Below are 20,646 nucleotides of genomic sequence, written 5' to 3'. Positions count from 1 at the left end.
GGGCGAGGTCCCTTTTTTGGTCAGCAGGCCGATTTGGCGGCGCGATAAGTGCCGTGGTCGCCCTCGCCCTTGAGATGGGCCACGCAGTCGGGCTGCGAGGAGAAGGCGACATAGACGAGGTGGGCATTGGCGGCCAGCAGCACGCCGACGATCACGATGGCGGCGATGGCCAGCATGCGGCGCGTGCCGCGCCGGCGCCGGTCGTCATTGTCATGCGTGGCCGCTGGCGCGCTCATTGCTCATGGGCCCTGAGGTCGAGAACGTAGAGCGTCAGCAGCTTGATATGAGTGGGCGAGAGCCGCCCTTCCCAGGAGGGCATGGTGCCGGCCCGGCCGTGATAGACTGACTGGCGGATGCTGGCGCGATCGCCGCCATAGGTCCAGTACTGGTCGGTCAGGTTCGGCGCGCCGGTGTCGGTCATGCCCCTGGCATCCTCGCCATGGCAGCCGGCGCAATTGGCGGCGAAGACTTCGGCGCCATAGGCCAGGGTGTCGGCGTCCATGCCCGCGGCCAGTTCGGGCCGAGACAGGGTTTCGACATAGCTCACCACGGCGTCGATATCGGCACGTTCCAGCATATGGTCGCGGCCAAAGGCCAGCATCTGGGCATAGCGCGTTTCCGGGCTCGTGCCGTTGATGCCGACGCGGATGGTCTCGGCCACGGTTTCGGGATCGTCGCCCCACATGGTCGGAGCGGCGACGAGATTGGGGAAGCCCGGCGTGCCGCGGGCATTGGTGCCGTGGCAGGCGGCGCAATTGTCGCCGAAGAGGGCCGCGCCGGTTTCCCGCACGATGGCCATCAGCGCGTCATCGGCCTGGATGGCGGCGAAATCCTCGCTGTCGATACGGCTGGTCCAGCTTTCCCGCTCGACCGCCGCCTCTTCCACGCTCTGCGTCACGGCCACGCGCTGGTCCACGCCCAAGAGGCCGCGGAAGTAGCCGTTGATGCCCGGCCAGCTCGGCATGAGCACCGTCCAGGTGACGGAAAAGATGGTCGCGGTGATGAGGAAGGCCCAGAGCAGGCGCGGAACCGGCGTATTGAGTTCCTTGATGCCGTTCCATTCGTGCCCGGTCGTGGTCTGCCCCGAGACTTTGTCGCGTTCGATCAACCCCGCCATGGCCGGTCCTCCTCTTCGAGTACGGGGCGCTTCGCCGCTTCGTCAAAGCCCTTCTTGTTGGAGGGCCAATAGGTCCACACCAAAGCGATTACGCTGAGCGCGACGAGATAGAACAGGCCGAACGACTTGGAAAAGCCGACGACGGTGTCGTGGTCGAATGGCATTATTCGGCCTCCGGCTGGGGTTGATGGGCGGCGTCGGTCAGGTTGCCGAGCACCTGGAGATAGGCGACCAGCGCATCCATGTCGGTGAGGCGCGTCGCCTCGCCGTCGAACAGGCGGATATTGGTGGCGTCGCCATAGCGCTCGGCCACGCCACCGGCAGCGGCACTGTCGGGGTTGGCCTGGCCATAGGCGTCGAGCGGCGCATTGGCGATCTGCTCGTCGGTATAGGGCACGCCAACGGCGCGCAGGGCCGCCAGGTGTTCGCCCAGGTCATCGGTATGGAGTTGCTCGCGCAGCAGCCAGCGATAGGCCGGCATCTTGGATTCGGGCACGACGTCGCGCGGGTTGTTGAGGTGGATGGTGTGCCAGGCGTCGGAATATTTGTTGCCCAGCCGCGCCAGGTCCGGCCCGGTGCGCTTGGAGCCCCAGAGCTGGGGATGGTCGTAGCTACTCTCCACCGCCAGCGAATAGGGCCCGTAGCGCTCGACTTCATCGCGCAGCGTGCGGATCATCTGGCTGTGGCAGGCATAGCATCCTTCGCGGATATAGATGTTGCGCCCGGCCACTTCGAGCGGGGTATAGACGCGCATGTCGGGCGCCTCCTCCACCGTTTCGTCGATGGTGAAGAGCGGCGCGATCTCGATCAGGCCGCCGATCGAGGCGACGATCACGATGAAGGCGACAAGGCCGACCGCGCTGCGTTCGAGATTGTAGTGTAGGCCGAACATGGATCTATTCTCCGGCTTGCAAGGCGGGCTTGGCGGGGATGTCGAGCGCCGGGTCGTCCGAGGCCGGAGCCGGCATGCGGATGGTCATCACGACATTGTAGAGGGCGGTCAGCGCGCCGAGCAGGAACAGCAGGCCCCCGAAGGCGCGGGCGATGTAATAGGGGTGCATGGCCACGAGGCTATCGATGAACGAGTAGGTCAGGCCCCCGCTCTCGGTATAGGTGCGCCACATCAGGCCCTGGGTGACGCCCGAATTCCACATGGCGAAGACGTAAATGACGGTGCCGGACAGGGCGAGCCAGAAGTGGACCTCGACCAGCTTCTGCGAATAAATCCGCTCGCGCTTGAACATGGATGGCACGATCGAATAGAGCGAGCCGAAGGTGATCATGGCCACCCAGCCCAGCGCCCCGGCATGCACGTGGCCGATGGTCCAGTCGGTATAGTGGCTGAGCGAATTCACCGCGCGAATGGCCATGAACGAGCCTTCGAACGTGGTGATGCCGTAGAAGATCGCGGCCAGGGCCATGAAGCGGAGCACCGCGTCGTCGCGCACCTTGTGCCAGGCGCCGTTCAGCGTCAGCAGGGCATTGCCCGCCGAGGCCCAGCTCGGCACCAGCAGCACGACCGAGAAGGCCATGCCCAGCGTCTGCACCCAATGGGGCAGGGCGGTGTAATGCAGGTGGTGCGAGCCGGCCCACATATACATGAAGGTGATGCCCCAGAAGCTGATGATCGACATCCGGTAGGAGAAGATCGGCCGGCCGGCACGCTTGGGCAGGTAGTAATACATCATGCCCAGGAAGCCCGCGGTCAGGAAGAAGGCCACCGCGTTGTGGCCATACCACCACTGGGTCATGGCATCCTGCACGCCCGAGAACAGCGAATAGGACTTGGCGCTGTCCAGCGAGATCGGCACGGCCAGGTTGTTGACGATATGGAGGATCGCCACGACCAGGATGAAGGCCATGTAATACCAGTTGGCCACATAGATATGCGGCTCCTTCCGGCGGGCGAGGGTGCGCATGTAGATGGCGAAATAGACCACCCAGACCACGACGAGCCAGATGTCGGCATACCATTCGGGCTCGGCGTATTCCTTGGATTGCGTCAGGCCCATGAGGTAGCCGCTGGCGGCGATAACGCAGAAGAGGTTGTAGCCGAGCAGCACGAACCAGGGGCTGATCTGGTCGGGCAGGCGGGCGCGGGTGGTGCGCTGAAGTACATGGAAGGAAGTGGCGATCAGCGCATTGCCGCCGAAGCCGAAAATGACGCCTGACGTATGGACCGGGCGCAGGCGCCCGAAGCTCAGCCAGGGCACGTCGAACGTCATGTCGGGCCAAGCCAAAAGGGCCGCAACCCAGAAGCCGACGCCCATGCCCACAACGGCCCAGAGCAGAGTGAGGATGAGGCCGACCCGGGTGGGCGCGTCGTAATATTCGTTGAGCCGTTCCGCGCTGGGCTCGGGCGCGTCCCGGCCGCGCATGACGGCGATGAAGCCGGCCAGCCCCGCCGCCAGGACGATCCAGCCATGGATGCCCAGCAGGTCATTGCGCCCGCCAATGGCCATGGCCAGCCCGATCAGCCCCAGCGCTCCCAGGATCAGCATGGCCCAAAGCCGCTCGGCCCGCGTCAGATCTGCAATCATGTTCTAGCCCTGCCTCAACGTCAGGCGCGAAGCCTGCTTTCCCGCCGAGCCGTAGCGGAAAAACCGCTGCGGTCTTTGATCCAGGACAAAGACCGCGCCTTATCGCGCCTGCGTGTGTGCGGGGCCGCCTTGTCCCAATGGTTTTGTTTGTCCGACGACAAAGTGGCGCGGTCCTTATGGCGCTAAGCCATGGTTCAGCCCGGGTTCTGGCCGCTGCCCGGCGCTCCTCCTGTTTGCGGCCGAATGGAGTAGTGACCGTCATGTCCGAAACCGAGGCTTTCCCCTCCTTCATCGATGTTCGCATCGTGCCGCCCGGCCAGCGCCATCCCCGCATCTTCGCCATGGCCCATGCCCTCGAGATCGGGGAATCCTTTACCATCATCAACGACCACGACCCCAAGCCGCTGCACTACCAGTTGCAGGCCGAATATCCCGGCCAGTTCTCCTGGACCTATCTGGAAAGCGGCCCGGAAGTCTGGCGCGTCGAGCTGGGCCGGCAGGCTGAAGCCTGACGGACGATCGCCATGCCCGGAGCAAGCCTCAGCCGTTGGACCCTCACCTATTTCGCCTGCGCCCTGGCCTGCCTGGTCGCCGCAGAAGTTCTGATGGTCATGGGCTTCGGCTATCCGGGCGCGGCGATCGAAGCGCCCGAAACGCTGATCCTGGTGCACCTCGTCGCCATCGGCTGGTTGAGCCTGTTGCTCTGCGGGGCGCTGTTTCAGTTCGTGCCCGTGCTGGTGGCACGGCCGCTGCTGGGCGAAGAACTGCCGCCGGTGGCGCTGGCTTTCATCCTTCTCGGCCTAGCGGTTCTACTGTCCGGCTTTGCCGGCATGGCGGGAATTATTGTGACCCCGCTTGAGGTTATGCCACTGGGTGGGTCCCTGCTCATCATCGGCTTCGGGCTCGTCATTGTCTCGCTGGGCCGCACCCTCTGGGCCGCGCGACCCCTGGCCATGCCGGCCCGCTTCGTCGTGGTGGGGCTGGCGGCTTTGGCCGCCACGGCGCTGTTCGGCGAAAGTTTCGCGCTCATCCTGTCCGGGCTGGTGGGCGGGGAAGCGGCCCTGTCATTGCTGCTCAATGGCGTGCCGCTGCATGCGCTGCTGGGGCTGGGCGGGTGGATGAGTTTCACCGCCATGGGGGTCAGCTATCGGCTGCTCGCCATGTTCATGCTGGCGCCGGAGACCGAGCGGTTCCCGACCAGCGTCGTCCTTGCCACCGGAACCCTGACACTGGTGCTCATCGCCGCCGCGACACCCTTTGCCCTCGCCGCCGAATCCGGACTGGCCGGCATGCTGCTGGCGGCGGCGGTGACCGGGCTTTGTGCGCTGGGCGTCTATGGCAGCGACATGCTGGCGCTCTACCGGCAGCGCAAAAGGCGCAATATCGAGCTCAATGCCGTGGCGGCAATCGGGGCGTTTGCCGCCTTGCTGGCCGCTGGCCTGCTGCTGGTTTTCCTGCTGTTTTCCGGCAGCTTGCCTGACCATGCCGGGGCGCTGACCTATCTTTTCGCTTTCGGCTGGCTCGGCGGGCTGGGCCTGGCCAAGCTCTACAAGATCGTCGCCTTCCTCACCTGGCTCGAATGCTTCGCGCCGGTGCTGGGCAAAAGGCAGACGCCGCGGGTGCAGGACCTGGTCGATGAGCGCCATGCCGCGCCGTGGTTCGGCGCCTATTACCTGGCGGTGGGCATGGGTACACTGACCCTGCTGGTGGAGCTGCCGCTGGCCTTCCGGCTCTTTGCCTTCATCCAGCTCGTCGCCTCGCTGGCGATCACCCGCCACCTCTATCGCTCGCGCGAATTGCTCAATGTGCCGGCGGACCTGCGGCGCGGCTTCGCGCGACCCCATCCCTTCTGGCCTCAACCCATTGCGAGGAAACTGCCATGAACGATCTCGAACTCGATGTCCGCCCCATCCTGCGCCATGGCGGGGAGCCGTTCGGCGCCATCATGGGTGCGGTGAACCGGCTGGCCAAGGGCCAGCGCCTCAAGCTCTATGCCACGTTCAAGCCCGAGCCGCTGTTCCATGTCATGGCGAGCCAGGGCTTTTCCAACGAGGCGAGCCCGCTCGCGGATGGCGAGTGGATGGTGATCTTCACGCCCATGGATGGCGAGCGGGTCGCCGTGGTCGAATCCAGCCCGGATTCGCCCGAGAGCTGGCCCGACCCGGCGCATTATCTCGATTGCACCGAACTCGATCCGCCCGAGCCCATGGTGCGCATCCTGGCCCAGCTCGAAACCATGCCGGAGGGCGAGGTGCTGTTCGCGCTATTGGGCCGCGAGCCGATCTTCCTCTTCCCCGAGCTCAAGAGTCGCGGCCACGCCTGGGCCGGCGATTTCGACGAGACCGGGGAGGCCTATCGGCTGATGATCCGGTCCGGAGGGCAGAAGTGAGCACGGAGAAGGTCGACGAAATCCGCGAAGCGCTCAAGGCGGTGATCGATCCCGAACTGGGGCAGAATGTCGTCGACCTGGGCCTGATCTACGAGATCGAGGTGATCGACAATTGCGTGGTCCGCATCAGCATGACCACGACGACGCGGGGCTGCCCGGCCACAGGCTATCTCAAGCAGGCGGTGCAGGATGTGGCCTGGGCGGTGCCGGGCGTGGAATTCGCCGATGTCGAACTGACCTATGATCCACCCTGGTCGCCCAGCTTCATCGCGCCTGAGATCGCGGGTCTGCTCGGCGCGCGCTAATCATTCCGGCCGGTCGCGGCGCTTCCGCACCAGCACGGGGCCATATTCGGCCACATAGAGGGTGAAGGCCACGATCCAGCACAGGCCCGTGGCCGAGAGCAGTTCGGTATAGTAATCCGGCCAGACGCTGGCGAGCGGGCGCAGCAGGACGGCGAGGATCAGCGCGGCATAGCTCGATGCGGTGACGCGCGAGGCGGCCAGCGGCAGGCCGGTATGGCCGCGCGTGGCCCGGCTCATGATGGCCAGGGTCATGACGCCGATGGCGCCCACGGTAAAGACATGGAGCGATGCGACCGGCTCGGTCCAGCCCAGTTGCGCAGCGGCGATGGCGAGGAACCCCAGCGGCACGAAGGCGTAGCCCACGTGCAGCACAAGGACGAGCTTTTCGTCCCAGCTCTGCCAGCCGCGCCAGCGCCACAGCCGCACCAGATGCAGGGCTCCGGCCACGAGGCAGGCTAAAGCCGTCCAAATCGTGCCGGGCAGCGCGACCCAGAGCGCCAGGGCCGCCAGTCCCGCCAGCAAGGCCACGGTATCGAAGCGGTTATAGGGGATGGGCAGGTCGATGGCGTGGCGCTTGACCAGCCAGTTGCGCGTGAAGCTGGGCACGACGCGCCCGCCCATGATGGAAACCAGCATGACGAAGGCGCCCACCCCCAGCCGGTTGGCGAAACCGGCATCGCCGCCCGAGGCGATGAGCAGGTGGAAGCCGATATTGGCAATGGCCAGCGCCAGGATGCCGGCGAGTATCTTGAGGTCCTTCCACTTGCGGCCGGCGATGATTTCGCGGGCACAGGTGGCCAGCAGCAGTGGCAGGAAGGCGGCGTCGATCACGATGGACGGCACGAGGCCCAGAACATCGGGCGCCAGCAGCGCCAGCCGCCCGGCACACCAGACGGCGAAGAGCACGACAAGCGGCGTGCCCGAAACCGGCAGCCGGCCGGTCCAGTTGGGCACGGCGGTGAGCAGGAACCCGGCCAAAGCGGCCGAGCTGTAGCCGAACAGCATTTCATGGGCATGCCAGTAGGGCCCGCCATAGCTGCCGCCGATTTCCCAGCCAGCGGCCAGTGCGCCGATCCACAGCGCCATGGCGGCAATCCCCCACAGCCCGGCGGCGAGGAAGAAGGGCCGGAAGCCATAGGAAAAGATCACCGGGCCGCTGCGGGCAATGCCGCGCGGCACGGGGATGCGCTTGGTTGTGTGGTTCATCGTGGCTCCGGCTGAACAGGGTGGTTCAGCAGGCGCTTTATGTCAGTCAGACGCCAGTGTCTTTGCGCTCGCGCAAGCAGGTTGGCGGTTCCTCGAGGGCTGGTATGCGTGACTCAGCCCCACCCTCATTCCCTCCCCACAAGGGGGAGGGAAGCCCGTTCAGTGGGTGAGGGGTCTATTGGACCGCTGACATCGCCCATGCGCCTCCCTCCCCTTGATGGGGAGGGACTGAGGGTGGGGTGGCGGGAGCCACAGAAGTCAGCTCTCACCCTCGGCCAATGTGGCAAGCCCGGCCGCATCACGCACCAGCAGTTTCTGCCGCCCGCCTTCCACCAGCCCCTTGGCCTCCCAGGCGCTCAGGATACGCGAGACGGTGTGGAGCGTGGTGCCGGTCATTTCGGCAATGTCCTGCCGGGAAATGGGGAAGTCGATACGGATGCCCTCGCCCTCCTTGCGGCCGGCCTGGTCGATCAGGCGCAGCACGGCATGGGCCACGCGGCGCTCGACCTCCTCGGTGGCCATTTCGCGGATGCGGGTATGGGCCTCCTGCAGGCGCTGGCCGATGGTCTGCATGGCGTTGACGGCCAGATGCGGATTCTGCTCGACGAAGAGGCCCCAGACTTCGGTGGGCCAGCACAGGACGAGGCTTTCGGCCGCCGCGGTGGGGGTGCCGGGATAGTCGTCGCGCATCAGCGCCTTGGCAAAGCCGAAAATGTCGCCGGGATGAACCACGCGCACGATGATCTGCTGGCCGTCCGCGGTGACCTGGGTCACCTTGAGCCGGCCATGCAGCAGCAGGAAAAACTGGGTGGCCTTCTGCCCCTGCTCGAACACGGCTTGCCCGATCGGTACGCGGCGCAAGGTGGCGCGAGCCAGCATCCGATCGAGTTCGGCGTCACTGAGCTTCTCGAACATCGGCAAGGCGCGCACGAGGCTGCGGTCAATTGCTGCCAAGATCGGGGTCCTATCGTGTTGACGGCCTTGCCATACACGATAGTCCGGGGCGCCGGTATTCGGCAATCGGCCGCAGTCCAGACGAAGACCTCAGCGACCGAACAGGGCCAGCAGCGGTTCGTACCAGGCCTGCTGCCGCACCAGGCGGAAGCCCAGATTGTCCGGGGGGATGCCGACCGAGCAGCCGCCGCTCTTGGCGTCGCGGATGAAGAAGCTCATCGGCGTGCGATGCTGGCCATCGAGCACCTTGATAGTGCAGGCGGGGACTTCGCTCAGCACAGCGCCGGCGGCATCGACATGCACGCGGCGGTGGCAGGTCTGCGTCCATTCCCACACATTGCCGCCCATATCGGCAATACCGTTCTCGTTGATGCCGAAGCTGCCCAGCGCCAGCGGCAGGCGGCCGGCATCGCTTTCGCGGGCGGCTTCCTTTTCGTAATTGGCCAGCCAGCGTTCGGCGGGGTTGGTATTGTCGTCGTCGATACCCAGCGCATCATCGGCAAAGCCCTTGCCGGCGGCGAAGGCCCATTGCCGGTCGGTCGGCAGGGCCCAGTCCTGGCCGGTCTCTGCCGCGAGCCAGGCGGCATAGTCGGTGGCGTCGTCATAGTTGACGCCGGTCACCGGCACATCGCCCACGCCGATATTGCGCGGCTCGGCCGGGGCGCAGGCGCCGTCGGCCACGCAGGCGGCATAATCGGCAGCGCTGACCTGATATTTCATGATGACCAGCGGCGCATCGAGCCGGGCGGTGACCATGGGCGCATCGATGGGATTGCCGTTGCGCAGGAAGTGCCCCTCGGCGCGATAGGTGAAGCCAGCCGGGGCCAGCGTCACGGTTTCGGGCGCATTGGCGGCCGGGGCCGGGATGAGGCCGGGCAGGTCGAGCTGGGCGCCGATCAGCAGCGCGCCCGCCACCAGCAGCATGGCCGGCAGGGCAACCGAATTGCGCAATCTGTCGATGGGGTGGGCGAGGGCGGTCATGTCGAGTCTCCGCGGAGGGAGGTTTCTATTCCTGTGCGTGTGGCCCCACCCCACCCTCGATCCCTCCCCATCGAGGGGAGGGAGGCGCTAGCTCAGAGACCAGTGTTCATCGCCTCCCTCCCCCTTGTGGGGATGAGGGTGGGGGTGTCGCGCGCACCGGACCCCGATCAGATCGGGCTGGGGGCCAGCACGCTGGTCATCAGGTCGTCATTCCACTCGCCGGTCACCTTGAAGTGGGCGGCAGCACCCAGCTCGAAGGCCTCGATCAGGTTGTGGTTGACATAGGCATAGACGCCCGGCTGCAGGAAGGTGTAGAGCGCCGCGCCTGCCGCACCGCCTGGGATGAACCAGGTTTCCTGGTCGACATCGGGCACGTTGTGGAACTTGCCGGTCTGCCAGACATAGTCGCCATGGCCGCCGATCAGGTGGGGCCGCGTGTCGCGGTTGGCCTGCGAATGGACGATCAGCACGCGTTCGCCTACGGCAGCGGTCATGGCGTTGTCGCCGGTCAGCGCGCCCACCTTGCCGTTGAACACGACATGGCTGGGGGTCAGCTTGCGCATCACTTCGAGCGTATCGGCATAGCCGTCGCCGATGCTCTCGTAGGTCATGTAGTTGCCGTCGGCATCCCTGGGCACATAGAAGTCCTGCTCGCCCACATAGTAGACCCGGTCATAGGGCAGGGCATTGCCCTTGCCATCGGTCAGGCCTTCGCGCGGCAGCACCATGATGGCGCCATTCATGCCGGCGGTGACGTGCCAGGGCACCATGCCCTCGGGGGCGCAGTGATAGACGAAGACGCCGGCCTTGGTGGCCTTGAAGCGCAACACCGCCTTTTCACCCGGATTGACGATGGTCAGGCCCGCGCCGCCCAGGGCGCCGGTTGCCGAGTGGAAGTCGATATTGTGCTGCATCATGTTGGTGTCGGGATTGACCAGGGTCAGCTCAACATAGTCGCCTTCATGCACCACCATCAGCGGGCCGGGCACCGAGCCGTTGAAGGTCATGGCCCACAGCGTCGTGCCGTCATTGTCCACTTCATGCAGCTTTTCCTCGATCGTCAGCGTGAACTCGACGATCTTCGGCGCGCCGGTCGCCACCTGCTCATGGGCATGGACGAAAGGCGGGGGAACCAGCTCGACCTTGACGCGTTCCAAAGTGCTCAGGTCGACGGCCGCGGCCGTGGCAGCGGCTTCCTGTGCGGCAGCCGGTAATATTGCCGACAATTGTACTGCGGCACCAATAGCTGTGGCACCAGCAAGCAACGCGCGGCGCGAAAGTCCCTGACGATTTGCCATTTTATTATCCTGTTCTTGGGCGAGAACTTCTCTTTGCCCGTATGATCAGGAATATTGCAGAGTTCGTCCATTTTCTTTGATCTGAAGCAAATAATCGATCGATTTTTGCCGCACCGAAAATTCGAACAAGTTTGACACGTATCAAAGAAGCAGCGTCACCCCAGGCATAGAGCAGAGCCGAAACGGGCCCGCGAATGGACCCGCATTGAAGGAGTACCAATCATGCGCAACGCCCTCACCCCCATCGTCGCGGCCATCGCCTTTGCCGGGCTGGCCATGGCCCCCGCCTTCGCCGCCGACTACGAAGTCCACATGCTCAACAAGGGCGCTGCCGGCGCCATGGTGTTCGAGCCGGCCTATGTGCAGGTGCAGCCGGGCGATACGGTCACCTTCATCCCCACCGACAAGGGGCACAATGTCGAGACCATCAAGGACATGCTCCCCGAGGGCGCCGAGACCTTTAAGAGCAAGATCAACGAGACCTTCACGGTCACGTTCGATGTCCCCGGCGTCTATGGCGTCAAGTGCACGCCGCATTTCGCCATGGGCATGGTCGGTCTGATCTTCGTCGGTGACGAGAATGCCAACCTCGATGCCGTCAAGGAAGTGAAGGTGCCCAAGAAGGTGGGCGAACGCTTTGACGAAATCTACGCCGCATTGGGGCTCTGAGAACTCAACGCTCACGCCCCGGCCCCGCAGGTTCGCCTGCGGGGCTTTTTGTTGTGCCTGGCGCCGCGCCTCGCTAGATTCGGCATCGATCCAGAACGGCGGGCGCATCGTGGCAGATACAGACGAACTCAATTCCTCCCTGCTCGGCCAAGCCCGCAAGCTCCAGGCCATGCTGGAATCGGCGGTCGATGCCATCATCACCATCGACGGGCAGGGCATCATCACCACGGTCAATCCGGCGGCGGCGCGGCTCTTCGGCTATGAGCAGCACGAGTTTCTGGGCCGCAACGTGCATTTTCTCATGCCCGAGCCCTATCACTCCGAGCATGACGGCTATATCCGCAACTACCGCACCACGGGCCGGCGCAAGATCATCGGCATCGGCCGCGAGGTGACCGGCAGGCGGCGCGACGGCACGCTCTTTCCCATGCATCTGGCGGTGAGCGAATTCGAAATGGACGGGCGGGTGCATTTCACCGGCATCATCCATGACCTCTCGGCCCACAAGGCGACCGAAATGGCCCTGCGCCAGGCGCAGAAGATGGAGGCCATGGGTCAGCTCACCGGCGGCATCGCGCATGACTTCAACAATCTGCTGACCGTCATCATCGGCAATCTCGAAATGCTCGAGGGCAAGCTGACGACACCCCTGCAGCGCGAATTGACCACCGAGGCGCTGGAGGCCGCCGACCTGGGCGCGCGCCTTACGGCGCGGCTGCTGGCCTTTGCCCGGCGTTCGCATCTCGAGCCGGAAAGCGTCAATCTCAACAATTTCGTCGTCGGCCTCACCGATATGCTGCATCGCACTCTGGGAGCGACCATCTATCTCTCCAATGCGCTGACGCCGAACCTGTGGTCGGCGCGGGTCGATCCGTCGCAGGTGGAAAGCGCCATAGTCAACCTGGCGGTCAATGCGCGCGATGCCATGCCCGAGGGCGGGCGCCTGCTGATCGAGACGGGCAATGCCGCGATCGACATGGACATGTCGGAAAGGCTCGATGGGCTGCCGCCCGGCGATTATGTGCGGCTCGCCGTGTCCGATACCGGCACGGGCATGCCCGCTTCGGTGCGCGAGCGGGCCTTCGAGCCCTTCTTCACCACCAAGGAGCAGGGCCGCGGCACGGGGCTCGGCCTCTCCATGATCTATGGCTTTGCCAAGCAGTCGGGAGGCCAGGCCACGATCGACAGCGTCGAGGGCAAGGGCACCACGGTCACCATCTACCTGCCGCGCCACCGCGTCGAGCCGGTGCGGCTGGGCGAGGTCGATGCCGATGCTGCCCTGCCCGGCGGGGGGCAGGTGATCCTGGCGGTGGAGGATGACGAGCGGGTGCGCAAGCTCACGGTCACGCGCCTGACCCAGCTCGGCTATACGGTGCTGGCGGCGGCCAGCGGCGCCGAGGCGCTGGAACTGCTCAAGAGCAAGGCGGTCGACCTGCTGTTCACCGATGTGGTCATGCCGGGCGGCATGTCGGGCTATGAGCTGCGCCAGCAGGTACGCGCGCTCTATCCGCAGATGCCGGTGCTGCTCACCTCGGGCTATGCCGAGGAGCTGGCGGGCAACCAGGTCAAGCCCGATGCGGACCTCAAGATCCTGCGCAAGCCCTATCGCATGGCCGACCTGGCGTCGGCCATCGACGATGCGCTCAAGGCGAAAGGGTCTTCGGCGTGAAGCTGTAGCCGGCGCCGCGCACGGTCTTGAGCAGGCGCGGCTGGTTGCCGTCGGTTTCGATCAGCTTGCGCAGCCGGGCGATCTGGTTATCGATGCTGCGGTCATTGGGCGCCCAGTCATGGCCCTTGAGCAGGTCCATGATCTGGTCGCGGCTCAAGACGCGATGCGGGTGGCGGGCGAAGAGCGCCAGCAGGTCGAATTCGCCGCTGGTGATGCGGATGTCGCCAGCCGGTCCATTGAGTTCGCGCCGATCGAGATCGAGCACGAAGCCGTCGAAACGGATCTGCGTACCACCTGAGGCGGCAGGCGCGGCTGCCGGCTGGCTGCGCGGACCGGCGCGGCGTAGCACGGAGCGGACGCGGGCCAGCACTTCGCGCAGGTGGAAGGGTTTGGCGATATAGTCGTCAGCGCCGATTTCGAGGCCGACGATGCGGTCGATCATGTCGCCCTTGCCCGTGATCATGATGATGGGCAGGTCCCAGCGCTGCCGCACCGCGCGGGCAATGGTCAGCCCGTCGGTGCCGCCGAGATTGAGGTCGAGCGTGATGAGGTCGATGCCATCGCCCAGCGCCAGGGTTACCCCGGCCTGGTCCACGGCTTCGGACACGCGATAGCCCTCGTCCTCGAAACAGCGCCGCAGCATGCGCCGCACCTGGTCATCGTCATCAACGACCAGAATGTGATGTTGCGCTTCCGGCATAAATCGTCCCGTTACAAAGCGTTACAATTCAGTACGAAGCGCCCGCACGGCGCTTACAGACCGGTGTCTATATGGCCACAACGACGACAGGACGTTGAGGGTCCAGGGTAGATATCATGCAGCTTTCCACTATCGCATTGGCAGTCGAGACTCAAACGCCCGCCATGGGCGCTATCGGCACGGGCGGCGTGCGGCTGCTCTCGGCCTATGACCCGCTGTTCCGGGAAGGCGACGAGACCACCGGCTTCTACGAAATCCTGAGTGGCGCCGTCCGCGCCTACAAGATTTTCCCCGATGGGCGCCGCCAGATCGTGGCCTTTGCCTTTGCCGGCGACATTGTCGGCTTCGGCCATGGCGACACCTATCGCTTCGATTGCGACGCGCTGACCACGACCCGCGTGCGGATGATCCCCAAGGCCTCGCTGCTGCGCGCCATGCGCGAGCGGCCCGAACTGGGCGAGAAGCTGCTCGAAGTGGCCGGCGGGGAAGTGGCCAACATGCAGGACCTCTCCATCCTGCTCTGCCGCAAGACCGCCATCGAGCGCATTGCCAGCTTCCTTCTGACCATGGCTGGCAAGAGCACCGGCCCGCTTGTGGGGCGGCAATTGCCGCTGCCCATGTGCCGGGCCGATATCGCCGACTATCTCGGCCTCACCATCGAAACGGTCAGCCGCAACATGACACGGCTCAAGGCCATGCGGGTCATCGACCTGCCCAATCGCGGCAGTTTCGTCGTGCGTGACATCGATCGTTTGCGCCTTCTGGCGCAGTGCGAAGGCAATATACACTAAGCGGAATCATGCCATGGATCGGACTCGTCGACGAATGGCCATCGGTGTCTTTGCCACGCAAGGCGATGTCGAAAGTGTGGTACTAGGGCTTGCGGCGCTCGGCATCACCCGTTTCGAACGCCTGCCGGCTTCCACCGACCAAGCTACTGCCGATCCTTGCAGGACCGTCGTCCTGCGGGTTTATCTGCAAACGCTGGACGAAGAACAACTCGTCGCCCGCACCCTCCTTGAGAGCAACGCTCAAAGCGTGCAACTGCACGACGTCGACATCCGTGACGGCGCGGCCGACAGCATCAAATAATGAGAGGTGTGCAAGATCGAACCCGGGCGGTTCAAAACCGCGGCAATAGTACCGAAGGTCAAGGCTCTCAAAGACTGAAAGGGTCCAGCCCTTCAGTCAAGTTTTCTGGCCGACCGCCACTAATATTGCGTGCGGATTTAGGTCCCCAAGTGGTACGGCTTTCCCAGGAAATGTGCAAGCGCTGACTTCCGCGAGTTCCGATCCAACGCATATGCGGTGTGAGTGAATGCCACGCCGTCCAGCAGGCCTTGGATGTAGCCGGCAATACTGTCGGCCGCCATGATGAGCGCGGTGTCCACCGTGTGAATGTATCGGCTGGTTATCGTGCCTCGAGAATGCCCGACCAGGGCGGCAATCGTTGCTTCGGTGAACCCTAGGTCATTTCCGATGCTGGCGAAGCTATGCCGCAGAACATGTGGGGTAATGCCGGCTAGGTCGGTATCCTTGAATAACTTGGTCCACTGTCTGGGGAAGGCGCCGAATGGGGTGTCATCCTCCCATCCCGGAAAGACATAGTCCTTGGCTTCCTGTTCCTTATCGCGGCGGCGTTCAAGGTATTCGAGGACCGGCAGACCGATTGGACGCACCGACGCGCCCTCCTTGCTGTCAGTCAGGCGTAGGCAACTGCCCTCGATGTCGACTTCACCGCACTGCAGGCCGATGACCTCGCTGCGCCGACACCCCGTCAGGGCAATCACCCGGATGATTTCTGCGGTTGTTTCGTATTGTCCGTCCTCGACCGCCTTCCTTAGAATGTCGCCGAGCGTGCGATACTCCTGCTCGCTGAGACGGCGGGCGTTGACCTGGTCCTTCGGCTTGCGGACACCATGCACAGGGTTCTGGTCGATGATGCCGAGTTCTATCCCATAGGTGAGGATGCCGCCAAAGAGACCTATGGTTCGGGCCGCCGTGCCAGCGCCACCACGCACGATCGCGCGGCCACGCAACTTGTCCGTCTTGATGTTCGCTCGCGTCTTGCCCGCCATGATGTCCTTCATGGCTTGGGTGATGTCGGACTTGGCAAGATCCCGTACTCGTCGATTGCCGAGCAGAGGAACAATGTGGCGCTCGATGCGCCCGACGTCCGTAGAGATCGTCGTGGCCTTCTTTGGCCGCCCTCGTTTGCCCAGGACAAGCCCATTCTTCAGATCTTCGAGGTAGCGGGTGCAGAGTTCCTTGACCGTGATCGCCTCGCGGTCGAGCTTGCGATCCTCGGCGGGGTTTCCGCCTCTGGCGACCTGGCCGAGCAATACCTTCGCTTCGCGCCTAGCCTCTTCGGGTGTCCAGACTCCGTGCAGGCCAATCGTGAAGCGGCGCGAACGACCGGCGGTCCGATACTGCACGACGTAGCTTCGCTTCCCCGATTTGAAGACGCGTAGTCCGAACCCTGGAAGATCGTCATCCCATAGGACATAATCCGAGGACTTGATCTCGGTGGCATCGACAGTTCGTTTGGTCAGTTTGGTCATTCGGGGGGCGTTTCCTTGGCAGAATCCCCGCGTAAGCAATGCGTAAGCACCGGGGGGAGAGGTTTTGACCGCTCCGTCGTACCGTCGGCGCTGATGAGGTTCAAATTTGTTTTGTGATTTCAGTGGCATAGCGCGCAATCGGATAGAAACGGATAGGTTCGACGGAACCGATTATCCATTCTCCGAAGGCAGAGGTCACAGGTTCGAATCCTGTCGGGTGCGCCAAAAATCATTTAAAATCAATAAATTGCATATGCGTGGGGCATGTGAACTAGCCCCGGTTTTCGCCGTTGCAACCATGTCCCAGCGCGTCGGCGGGGATCTGCCGCCGATGCGGTTGGACCTGGTTGGGAGGCTGGTGACCCGCGAATCCACGGCCCCGCGGTTAGATGGTATAGCTGTCTGGAATTTTGCGTGACGCTGCACTTTCCTTCGGCCATTTAGGCCTATCGGCAGGTGCATGGGCAAGCGTTTGACGCGCCAGCCCATGCACGATGTGCTACGTGCGCTTGAAGGCGCCGTTTTCCCAGCCTTCGAACTTGCCCGTGAAGAAATCCACATCAGAGAAGCCCAGGATGCTCAGCACGGTGAAGCTGTGTGAGAGCTGCTGGCCGCCCCGCGTAAACAGCACTACGCGCTTGTCGGGTGTCACGCCGGCATCGGCATAAAGCTTTTGCAACTGTTCCACCGGCAGCAGCACGCGGTCGGCATCGAGGGTCTGGTCCCAGAACAGGTTGATCGAGCCGGGGATATGGCCGGCCGCATAGTCTGATGGCGCGCGAACATCCAGCACTACGACATTTGGATCCTGCGCCAGGGCCTTGACCGCAGCTTCGTCAAGGAATTGCGGACCGACATCCGCAGAAGTGGCCGAGCCTTCGAATGTGTAGTTGGCGAGGGCCAACTGTTGGCCCGAGCGTGGATCGCGGCTCCACTCGTCCCAGCTTGCGTCGTAAAGCACCACGTTCTGGTAGCCCAGATTGCGTAGCGCCAGATAATTGTTGGCCGCCGCGACGCCGCTGCCGCAGTAGGAGACGACTTCCCGATCCGGGCTGACGCCGGCAGTGTTGAGCAGCTCGAGCAATACTGGCTCGGATTGCAGTGTTGCCGCGGGCGTCAGAAGGCTCGACGCCGGCAGCGTCTGCGCGCCCGGGATGTGGCCATCGGCATAGGCGTCGCCGTTTCGACCATCGATGATCACCGCATTGGGGTCGCCGACCTTGCTGGCCACGTAGTCCTTGGAGACGCGAATATCGTTCTTGCGCTCGAGCCTGAACGGCGTCGCAGCGACCTCGACCGGCTCGGTGCTGAGCTCGCCCTGCCAGACTCTATGCCACCATCGAGGACATGGACCTTGTCGAAACCCGCATAGACAAAGGCGACATAGGCGCGGCCGGGCAAGGCGTTGGTATCGTAGATCAGGATGGTGTCGTCATAGCTGAGCCCTGCCTTGCCCAGCAATTCTTCGAAAGTCGCGTCACTGGCAAATTCATTGCGGATACCATCGGTCTCCGAGACATTGAGCGCCTGCCAGGGCAGATTGATCGCGCCAGCCACATGCCCTTCGGCATAGGCGGCAGCCGAGCGCACGTCGATGAGCTTGGCGCCGTCATGCAACAGGCTCTCGAATTCGGGCTGGCCGGTGATGATGTTGACCGCTGCCGACTGTGCCTGGCTCGGAGCGGTGACGAGTGCCACGGCGAGGGGAGCCGCCCCCAAAGCGAGAGCGTGAAGCGATATTGCGGCAAGAGCGGTGGTAAGAAGCGAGCGGTTTCCAAGCTGGGCCACGATGGCAATCCTTTCCGATTTGGCGACCCGATGATACTCGACTTGATTGGTCGTCAATTTCAACGGATAGGATTGCGTTGTTGCAACGTGAAGCGGCAGGATTTTTTGCCCAGCCGCCTGCCGAAAGAATGCTCAAAGACCCGGGCGGGGCTCCCAGCCTGTTAGGGCCAGTTCCCAGTCGGGAAACCAGGTCAGCAGCAATATCTGGATCTGGCGGTCCCAACCCAGGAAGATAGCGAGGCCGGTCAGCACCAGGAGACCGCCCAGCACCTGCTGAATGCGCCCGGCATTGGCCTGGAACCAGCCCAGTCGCCGCGTCAATTGCCGGCCGCCAAGCATGATGGCGGCCATGGGCAGCGCGGTACCCAGCGAAAACGCCAGGGTGACGGCCACGGCCGCAGCATCCACCTGCTGGTTCAGCGCCAGTGTGATCACGGACGCCATGATGGGGCCGACGCATGGGCTCCACGCCAGGCCCAGGCCGGCGCCGATGACCAGGCCGCCGCCAAAACCCGAGCCGTTCTGCGGCATGGGCGTGCGGCTGACGATTACCCCGGCAAACCGCTCAAAACCCCGGTGCAGGAAGGGAATGGCAAGCACCAGCCCCAGCGCGATCAACACTGCACCCGCCAGGACGCGGTTGAGATCGGGCGGCACGCCGAGCGAACGTACGAGGTAGCTAAGAGCCAGCGTAGCGGCTGTGAAAGCGCCCACGAAACCCACAATCAGCCCGACGGGCCGCGCCCGCCCCTCTTGCGCGCCGAAACTCAGGATGATCGGCAACAGCGGCAGGACGCAGGGCGACAATACGGTGATCACACCGGCCAGAAAGGCAAAACCTATGGTCAGCAGCATGTGCGGCGTCTAGCCGGCACTGTTGGCGTTGAGGCCATCGACCCCGCCGGCATTCCAGGACTTGACGGAGTTCCCTTCGCTGTCGAGCAAGACAAAGGTGTCCTGATAGGTCACGCCGAACTTGCTCTTGAGCGCGGTTTCCGCGTCATAGTCGGCAATGACGACCGTCAGGTCCGGGTTCACTTCGCCCCATCGCGCGTTGAGCTCGGCGATGGTGGCTCGGCAATTGGGGCACCAGGCAGCATAAAAGAACACCACTGTCGTGCCCTCTGCCGCGAGCGTATTGAGCTGCGCTTCGGTCTCGAAGCTCAGCACCTTCGCTCGTGGCGCCGCTTGCTCGGCAACAGGCCCGGCTTCTTGCTGCGCCCAGCCTGGCACCGGCGCGAGGGCGAGAACCACGGCAATGGCAAGGCGGGGAAGGGTCAACATGGTTCGGGTCATACCGCTGCACTCTGTTATGGCACCAAGTATCGCCGCTCATTGGCTGGCTGCCCAGCAGGCGGGAAGAACATTCCTTCGAACTAATCTCGATCAGTTAGATAGATTTTTTCTTCACCGCCAAGGCTTTGGAACTGCTTAGGCCGCGCTCGGCCGGCAAGCGTGCGATATTGCTGCCAGTTCAAATTTCGCCTGCAAGGAGTCTCCAATGCATCTCAAACTCGCTGGCACCGCTATAGCCGCCGCCCTGCTGATGACCGGCGCTGCCCATGCCGAGCGCCTGACCGACCAGCCACTGGTCGATGCCGCCTGGCTCGCCCAGCACCTGGGCAATGAAAGCCTCGTCGTGCTGGACATCCGCGATGCGACCAATGCCGGCGACCTTTATGCTGCCGGCCACGTGCCGGGCGCCGTCGCCGCGCCCTATTCTGCTGCCGGGTGGCGCGCCCAGGTTGGCGACGTTCCTGGCCTGCTGCCCACAGAAGAGGCCATCGAAACGCTGGTTTCGGGCCTCGGCGTCAGCAATGACAGCCATGTCGTCATCCTCACCGGTGGCGAAAGCGCCTCCGATTTCGGCGGCGCGACCCGTGTCTACTGGACCTTCAAGGTCTATGGACATGACAATGTATCGATCCTCGATGGCGGCTATGCTGCCTGGGCCAAGGCCAATGGCGAACTCTCGACCGATGCCGTGACCCCGGTGGCCGCCACGTTCGACGCCGAATTCCGCCCGGAACTGCGTGCCGAAGTGGCCGAAGTGAACGAAGCCATCGAAAGCGACGTCAACCTTGTCGATGCGCGCTCGGTCGCCCAGTTCATCGGCCAGGAAAAGACCAATACCGTGCAGGCACTGGGTCACATTCCGTCGGCCATCAATATCAACTTCGACAAGTTCTATGATGCCGACAAGCCGGCCTTTGCCAGCGCCGACATCATTGCAAAGCTGGCCAAGGATGCTGGCGTGGCCGATAGCGACGGCTTCATCGCCTTCTGCAATACCGGCCATCTGGCGTCGATCGCCTGGTTCGGCCTGTCGGAAGTCGAAGGCCTGCCAAATGTGCGGCTGTATGATGGTTCCATGTCCGACTGGACCTCCGATCCGAGCCGCCCGGTTGTCACCAACTGACTGATCTGAGATATCCATAACAAGCTTGCCCGGGCGCTGAGCCCGGGCAA

General features: G+C 63.9%; 24 protein-coding genes. 9 read left to right on the top strand and 15 right to left on the bottom strand.

The genetic code is table 11. The annotated features are described in order from the left end of the window. Positions 1–20: 20 nt before the first annotated feature. Genes NVV79_RS04300 through ccoN form a run of 5 tightly spaced genes read right to left on the bottom strand, consistent with a single transcriptional unit; the run spans position 21 to position 3,657 of the window. Positions 21–236 (bottom strand): hypothetical protein, encoded by a 216-nt coding sequence (locus NVV79_RS04300; RefSeq protein WP_303986636.1) that lies wholly within the window; start codon positions 234–236, stop codon positions 21–23. Then, the gene (gene ccoP / locus NVV79_RS04295) at positions 233–1,117 is read right to left on the bottom strand and encodes a cytochrome-c oxidase, cbb3-type subunit III (protein WP_303986635.1); all 885 of its coding nucleotides are present in this window, start codon (positions 1,115–1,117) and stop codon (positions 233–235) included. The genes NVV79_RS04300 and ccoP overlap by 4 nt, the downstream gene beginning before the upstream one ends. Further along, a complete protein-coding gene (locus NVV79_RS04290; protein ID WP_082555284.1) occupies positions 1,105–1,281 on the bottom strand; it encodes a cbb3-type cytochrome c oxidase subunit 3 in 177 nt (58 codons plus the stop codon). Before NVV79_RS04290 ends, ccoP begins: the two co-directional genes overlap by 13 nt. After that, positions 1,281–2,009 carry a cytochrome-c oxidase, cbb3-type subunit II gene (ccoO, locus tag NVV79_RS04285; protein ID WP_303986634.1) on the bottom strand — a complete coding sequence of 243 codons (729 nt, stop codon included), beginning with the start codon at positions 2,007–2,009 and terminating at the stop codon, positions 1,281–1,283. Before ccoO ends, NVV79_RS04290 begins: the two co-directional genes overlap by 1 nt. Positions 2,010–2,013: 4 nt before the next feature. Beyond that, positions 2,014–3,657, bottom strand: coding sequence for a cytochrome-c oxidase, cbb3-type subunit I (gene ccoN, locus NVV79_RS04280; RefSeq protein WP_303986633.1), 1,644 nt, complete (start codon positions 3,655–3,657; stop codon positions 2,014–2,016). Positions 3,658–3,917: 260 nt separating this feature from the next. Between ccoN and NVV79_RS04275 the strand changes: the two genes are divergently transcribed. From NVV79_RS04275 to NVV79_RS04260, 4 genes are read left to right on the top strand one after another with little or no spacing between them, the layout of a single operon-like run. After that, complete coding sequence (locus NVV79_RS04275) at positions 3,918–4,169, top strand: DUF2249 domain-containing protein (RefSeq protein ID WP_082555304.1); 252 nt, start codon at positions 3,918–3,920, stop codon at positions 4,167–4,169. Between the two features lie 12 nt (positions 4,170–4,181). Next, complete coding sequence (locus tag NVV79_RS04270) at positions 4,182–5,540, top strand: hypothetical protein (protein ID WP_303986632.1); 1,359 nt, start codon at positions 4,182–4,184, stop codon at positions 5,538–5,540. Continuing rightward, positions 5,537–6,046 carry a DUF2249 domain-containing protein gene (locus NVV79_RS04265; protein ID WP_303986630.1) on the top strand — a complete coding sequence of 170 codons (510 nt, stop codon included), beginning with the start codon at positions 5,537–5,539 and terminating at the stop codon, positions 6,044–6,046. The genes NVV79_RS04270 and NVV79_RS04265 overlap by 4 nt, the downstream gene beginning before the upstream one ends. Further along, positions 6,043–6,351 (top strand): metal-sulfur cluster assembly factor, encoded by a 309-nt coding sequence (locus tag NVV79_RS04260; protein WP_303986628.1) that lies wholly within the window; start codon positions 6,043–6,045, stop codon positions 6,349–6,351. The genes NVV79_RS04265 and NVV79_RS04260 overlap by 4 nt, the downstream gene beginning before the upstream one ends. Here NVV79_RS04260 and NVV79_RS04255 read toward each other — a convergent pair whose 3' ends face one another. The 4 genes from NVV79_RS04255 to nirK all read right to left on the bottom strand — a co-directional run bounded on the left by NVV79_RS04255 (position 6,352) and on the right by nirK (position 10,790). Next, entirely contained in the window at positions 6,352–7,557 is a 1,206-nt protein-coding gene (locus NVV79_RS04255) for an NnrS family protein (RefSeq protein WP_303986627.1), read from the bottom strand. A 258-nt stretch (positions 7,558–7,815) separates the two neighbouring features. Continuing rightward, entirely contained in the window at positions 7,816–8,472 is a 657-nt protein-coding gene (locus NVV79_RS04250) for a Crp/Fnr family transcriptional regulator (protein ID WP_303988314.1), read from the bottom strand. Between the two features lie 129 nt (positions 8,473–8,601). Beyond that, positions 8,602–9,492, bottom strand: a complete 891-nt coding sequence (locus NVV79_RS04245) for an SUMF1/EgtB/PvdO family nonheme iron enzyme (RefSeq protein ID WP_303986625.1) — start codon at positions 9,490–9,492, stop codon at positions 8,602–8,604. A 167-nt stretch (positions 9,493–9,659) separates the two neighbouring features. Then, entirely contained in the window at positions 9,660–10,790 is a 1,131-nt protein-coding gene (gene nirK, locus NVV79_RS04240; RefSeq protein ID WP_303986622.1) for a copper-containing nitrite reductase, read from the bottom strand. Positions 10,791–11,012: 222 nt separating this feature from the next. On the opposite strand from nirK, the gene NVV79_RS04235 reads away from it, so the two are divergent. Together NVV79_RS04235 and NVV79_RS04230 are read left to right on the top strand one after the other, a co-directional pair. Further along, positions 11,013–11,459 carry a pseudoazurin gene (locus tag NVV79_RS04235; protein WP_303986621.1) on the top strand — a complete coding sequence of 149 codons (447 nt, stop codon included), beginning with the start codon at positions 11,013–11,015 and terminating at the stop codon, positions 11,457–11,459. 109 nt (positions 11,460–11,568) lie between these two features. Further along, positions 11,569–13,128: a PAS domain S-box protein gene (locus tag NVV79_RS04230; RefSeq protein WP_303986619.1), complete on the top strand. Its 1,560-nt coding sequence runs from the start codon at positions 11,569–11,571 to the stop codon at positions 13,126–13,128. On the opposite strand, the gene NVV79_RS04225 is transcribed toward NVV79_RS04230, so the two are convergent. Further along, entirely contained in the window at positions 13,103–13,828 is a 726-nt protein-coding gene (locus NVV79_RS04225) for a response regulator (RefSeq protein ID WP_303986617.1), read from the bottom strand. The genes NVV79_RS04230 and NVV79_RS04225 overlap by 26 nt on opposite strands. Positions 13,829–13,944: 116 nt before the next feature. On the opposite strand from NVV79_RS04225, the gene NVV79_RS04220 reads away from it, so the two are divergent. Next, complete coding sequence (locus NVV79_RS04220) at positions 13,945–14,619, top strand: helix-turn-helix domain-containing protein (RefSeq protein ID WP_303986615.1); 675 nt, start codon at positions 13,945–13,947, stop codon at positions 14,617–14,619. Between the two features lie 34 nt (positions 14,620–14,653). Next, complete coding sequence (locus tag NVV79_RS04215) at positions 14,654–14,920, top strand: hypothetical protein (protein WP_303986613.1); 267 nt, start codon at positions 14,654–14,656, stop codon at positions 14,918–14,920. Positions 14,921–15,057: 137 nt separating this feature from the next. Here the strand turns inward: NVV79_RS04215 and NVV79_RS04210 are convergent, their stop codons facing one another. The 5 genes from NVV79_RS04210 to NVV79_RS04190 form a co-directional block, all read right to left on the bottom strand. Next, the gene (locus NVV79_RS04210) at positions 15,058–16,389 is read right to left on the bottom strand and encodes a site-specific integrase (protein WP_303986612.1); all 1,332 of its coding nucleotides are present in this window, start codon (positions 16,387–16,389) and stop codon (positions 15,058–15,060) included. Positions 16,390–16,888: 499 nt separating this feature from the next. Then, positions 16,889–17,620, bottom strand: coding sequence for a sulfurtransferase (locus NVV79_RS04205; protein ID WP_303986610.1), 732 nt, complete (start codon positions 17,618–17,620; stop codon positions 16,889–16,891). Then, entirely contained in the window at positions 17,587–18,177 is a 591-nt protein-coding gene (locus tag NVV79_RS04200) for a sulfurtransferase (protein ID WP_303986608.1), read from the bottom strand. The genes NVV79_RS04205 and NVV79_RS04200 overlap by 34 nt, the downstream gene beginning before the upstream one ends. Before the next feature lie 132 nt (positions 18,178–18,309). Next, positions 18,310–19,032, bottom strand: coding sequence for a cytochrome c biogenesis CcdA family protein (locus tag NVV79_RS04195; protein WP_303986606.1), 723 nt, complete (start codon positions 19,030–19,032; stop codon positions 18,310–18,312). A gap of 9 nt (positions 19,033–19,041) precedes the next feature. Continuing rightward, entirely contained in the window at positions 19,042–19,461 is a 420-nt protein-coding gene (locus tag NVV79_RS04190) for a thioredoxin family protein (RefSeq protein ID WP_303986605.1), read from the bottom strand. 217 nt (positions 19,462–19,678) lie between these two features. Between NVV79_RS04190 and NVV79_RS04185 the strand changes: the two genes are divergently transcribed. Continuing rightward, a complete protein-coding gene (locus NVV79_RS04185) occupies positions 19,679–20,596 on the top strand; it encodes a sulfurtransferase (protein ID WP_303986603.1) in 918 nt (305 codons plus the stop codon). The last annotated feature ends 50 nt before the right edge of the window (positions 20,597–20,646 follow it).

Origin of the sequence: Devosia ginsengisoli (assembly GCF_024707105.1) — a bacterium.
Lineage (GTDB): Bacteria > Pseudomonadota > Alphaproteobacteria > Rhizobiales > Devosiaceae > Devosia > Devosia ginsengisoli_A.
This window is presented reverse-complemented; position numbering and strand designations above follow the sequence as displayed.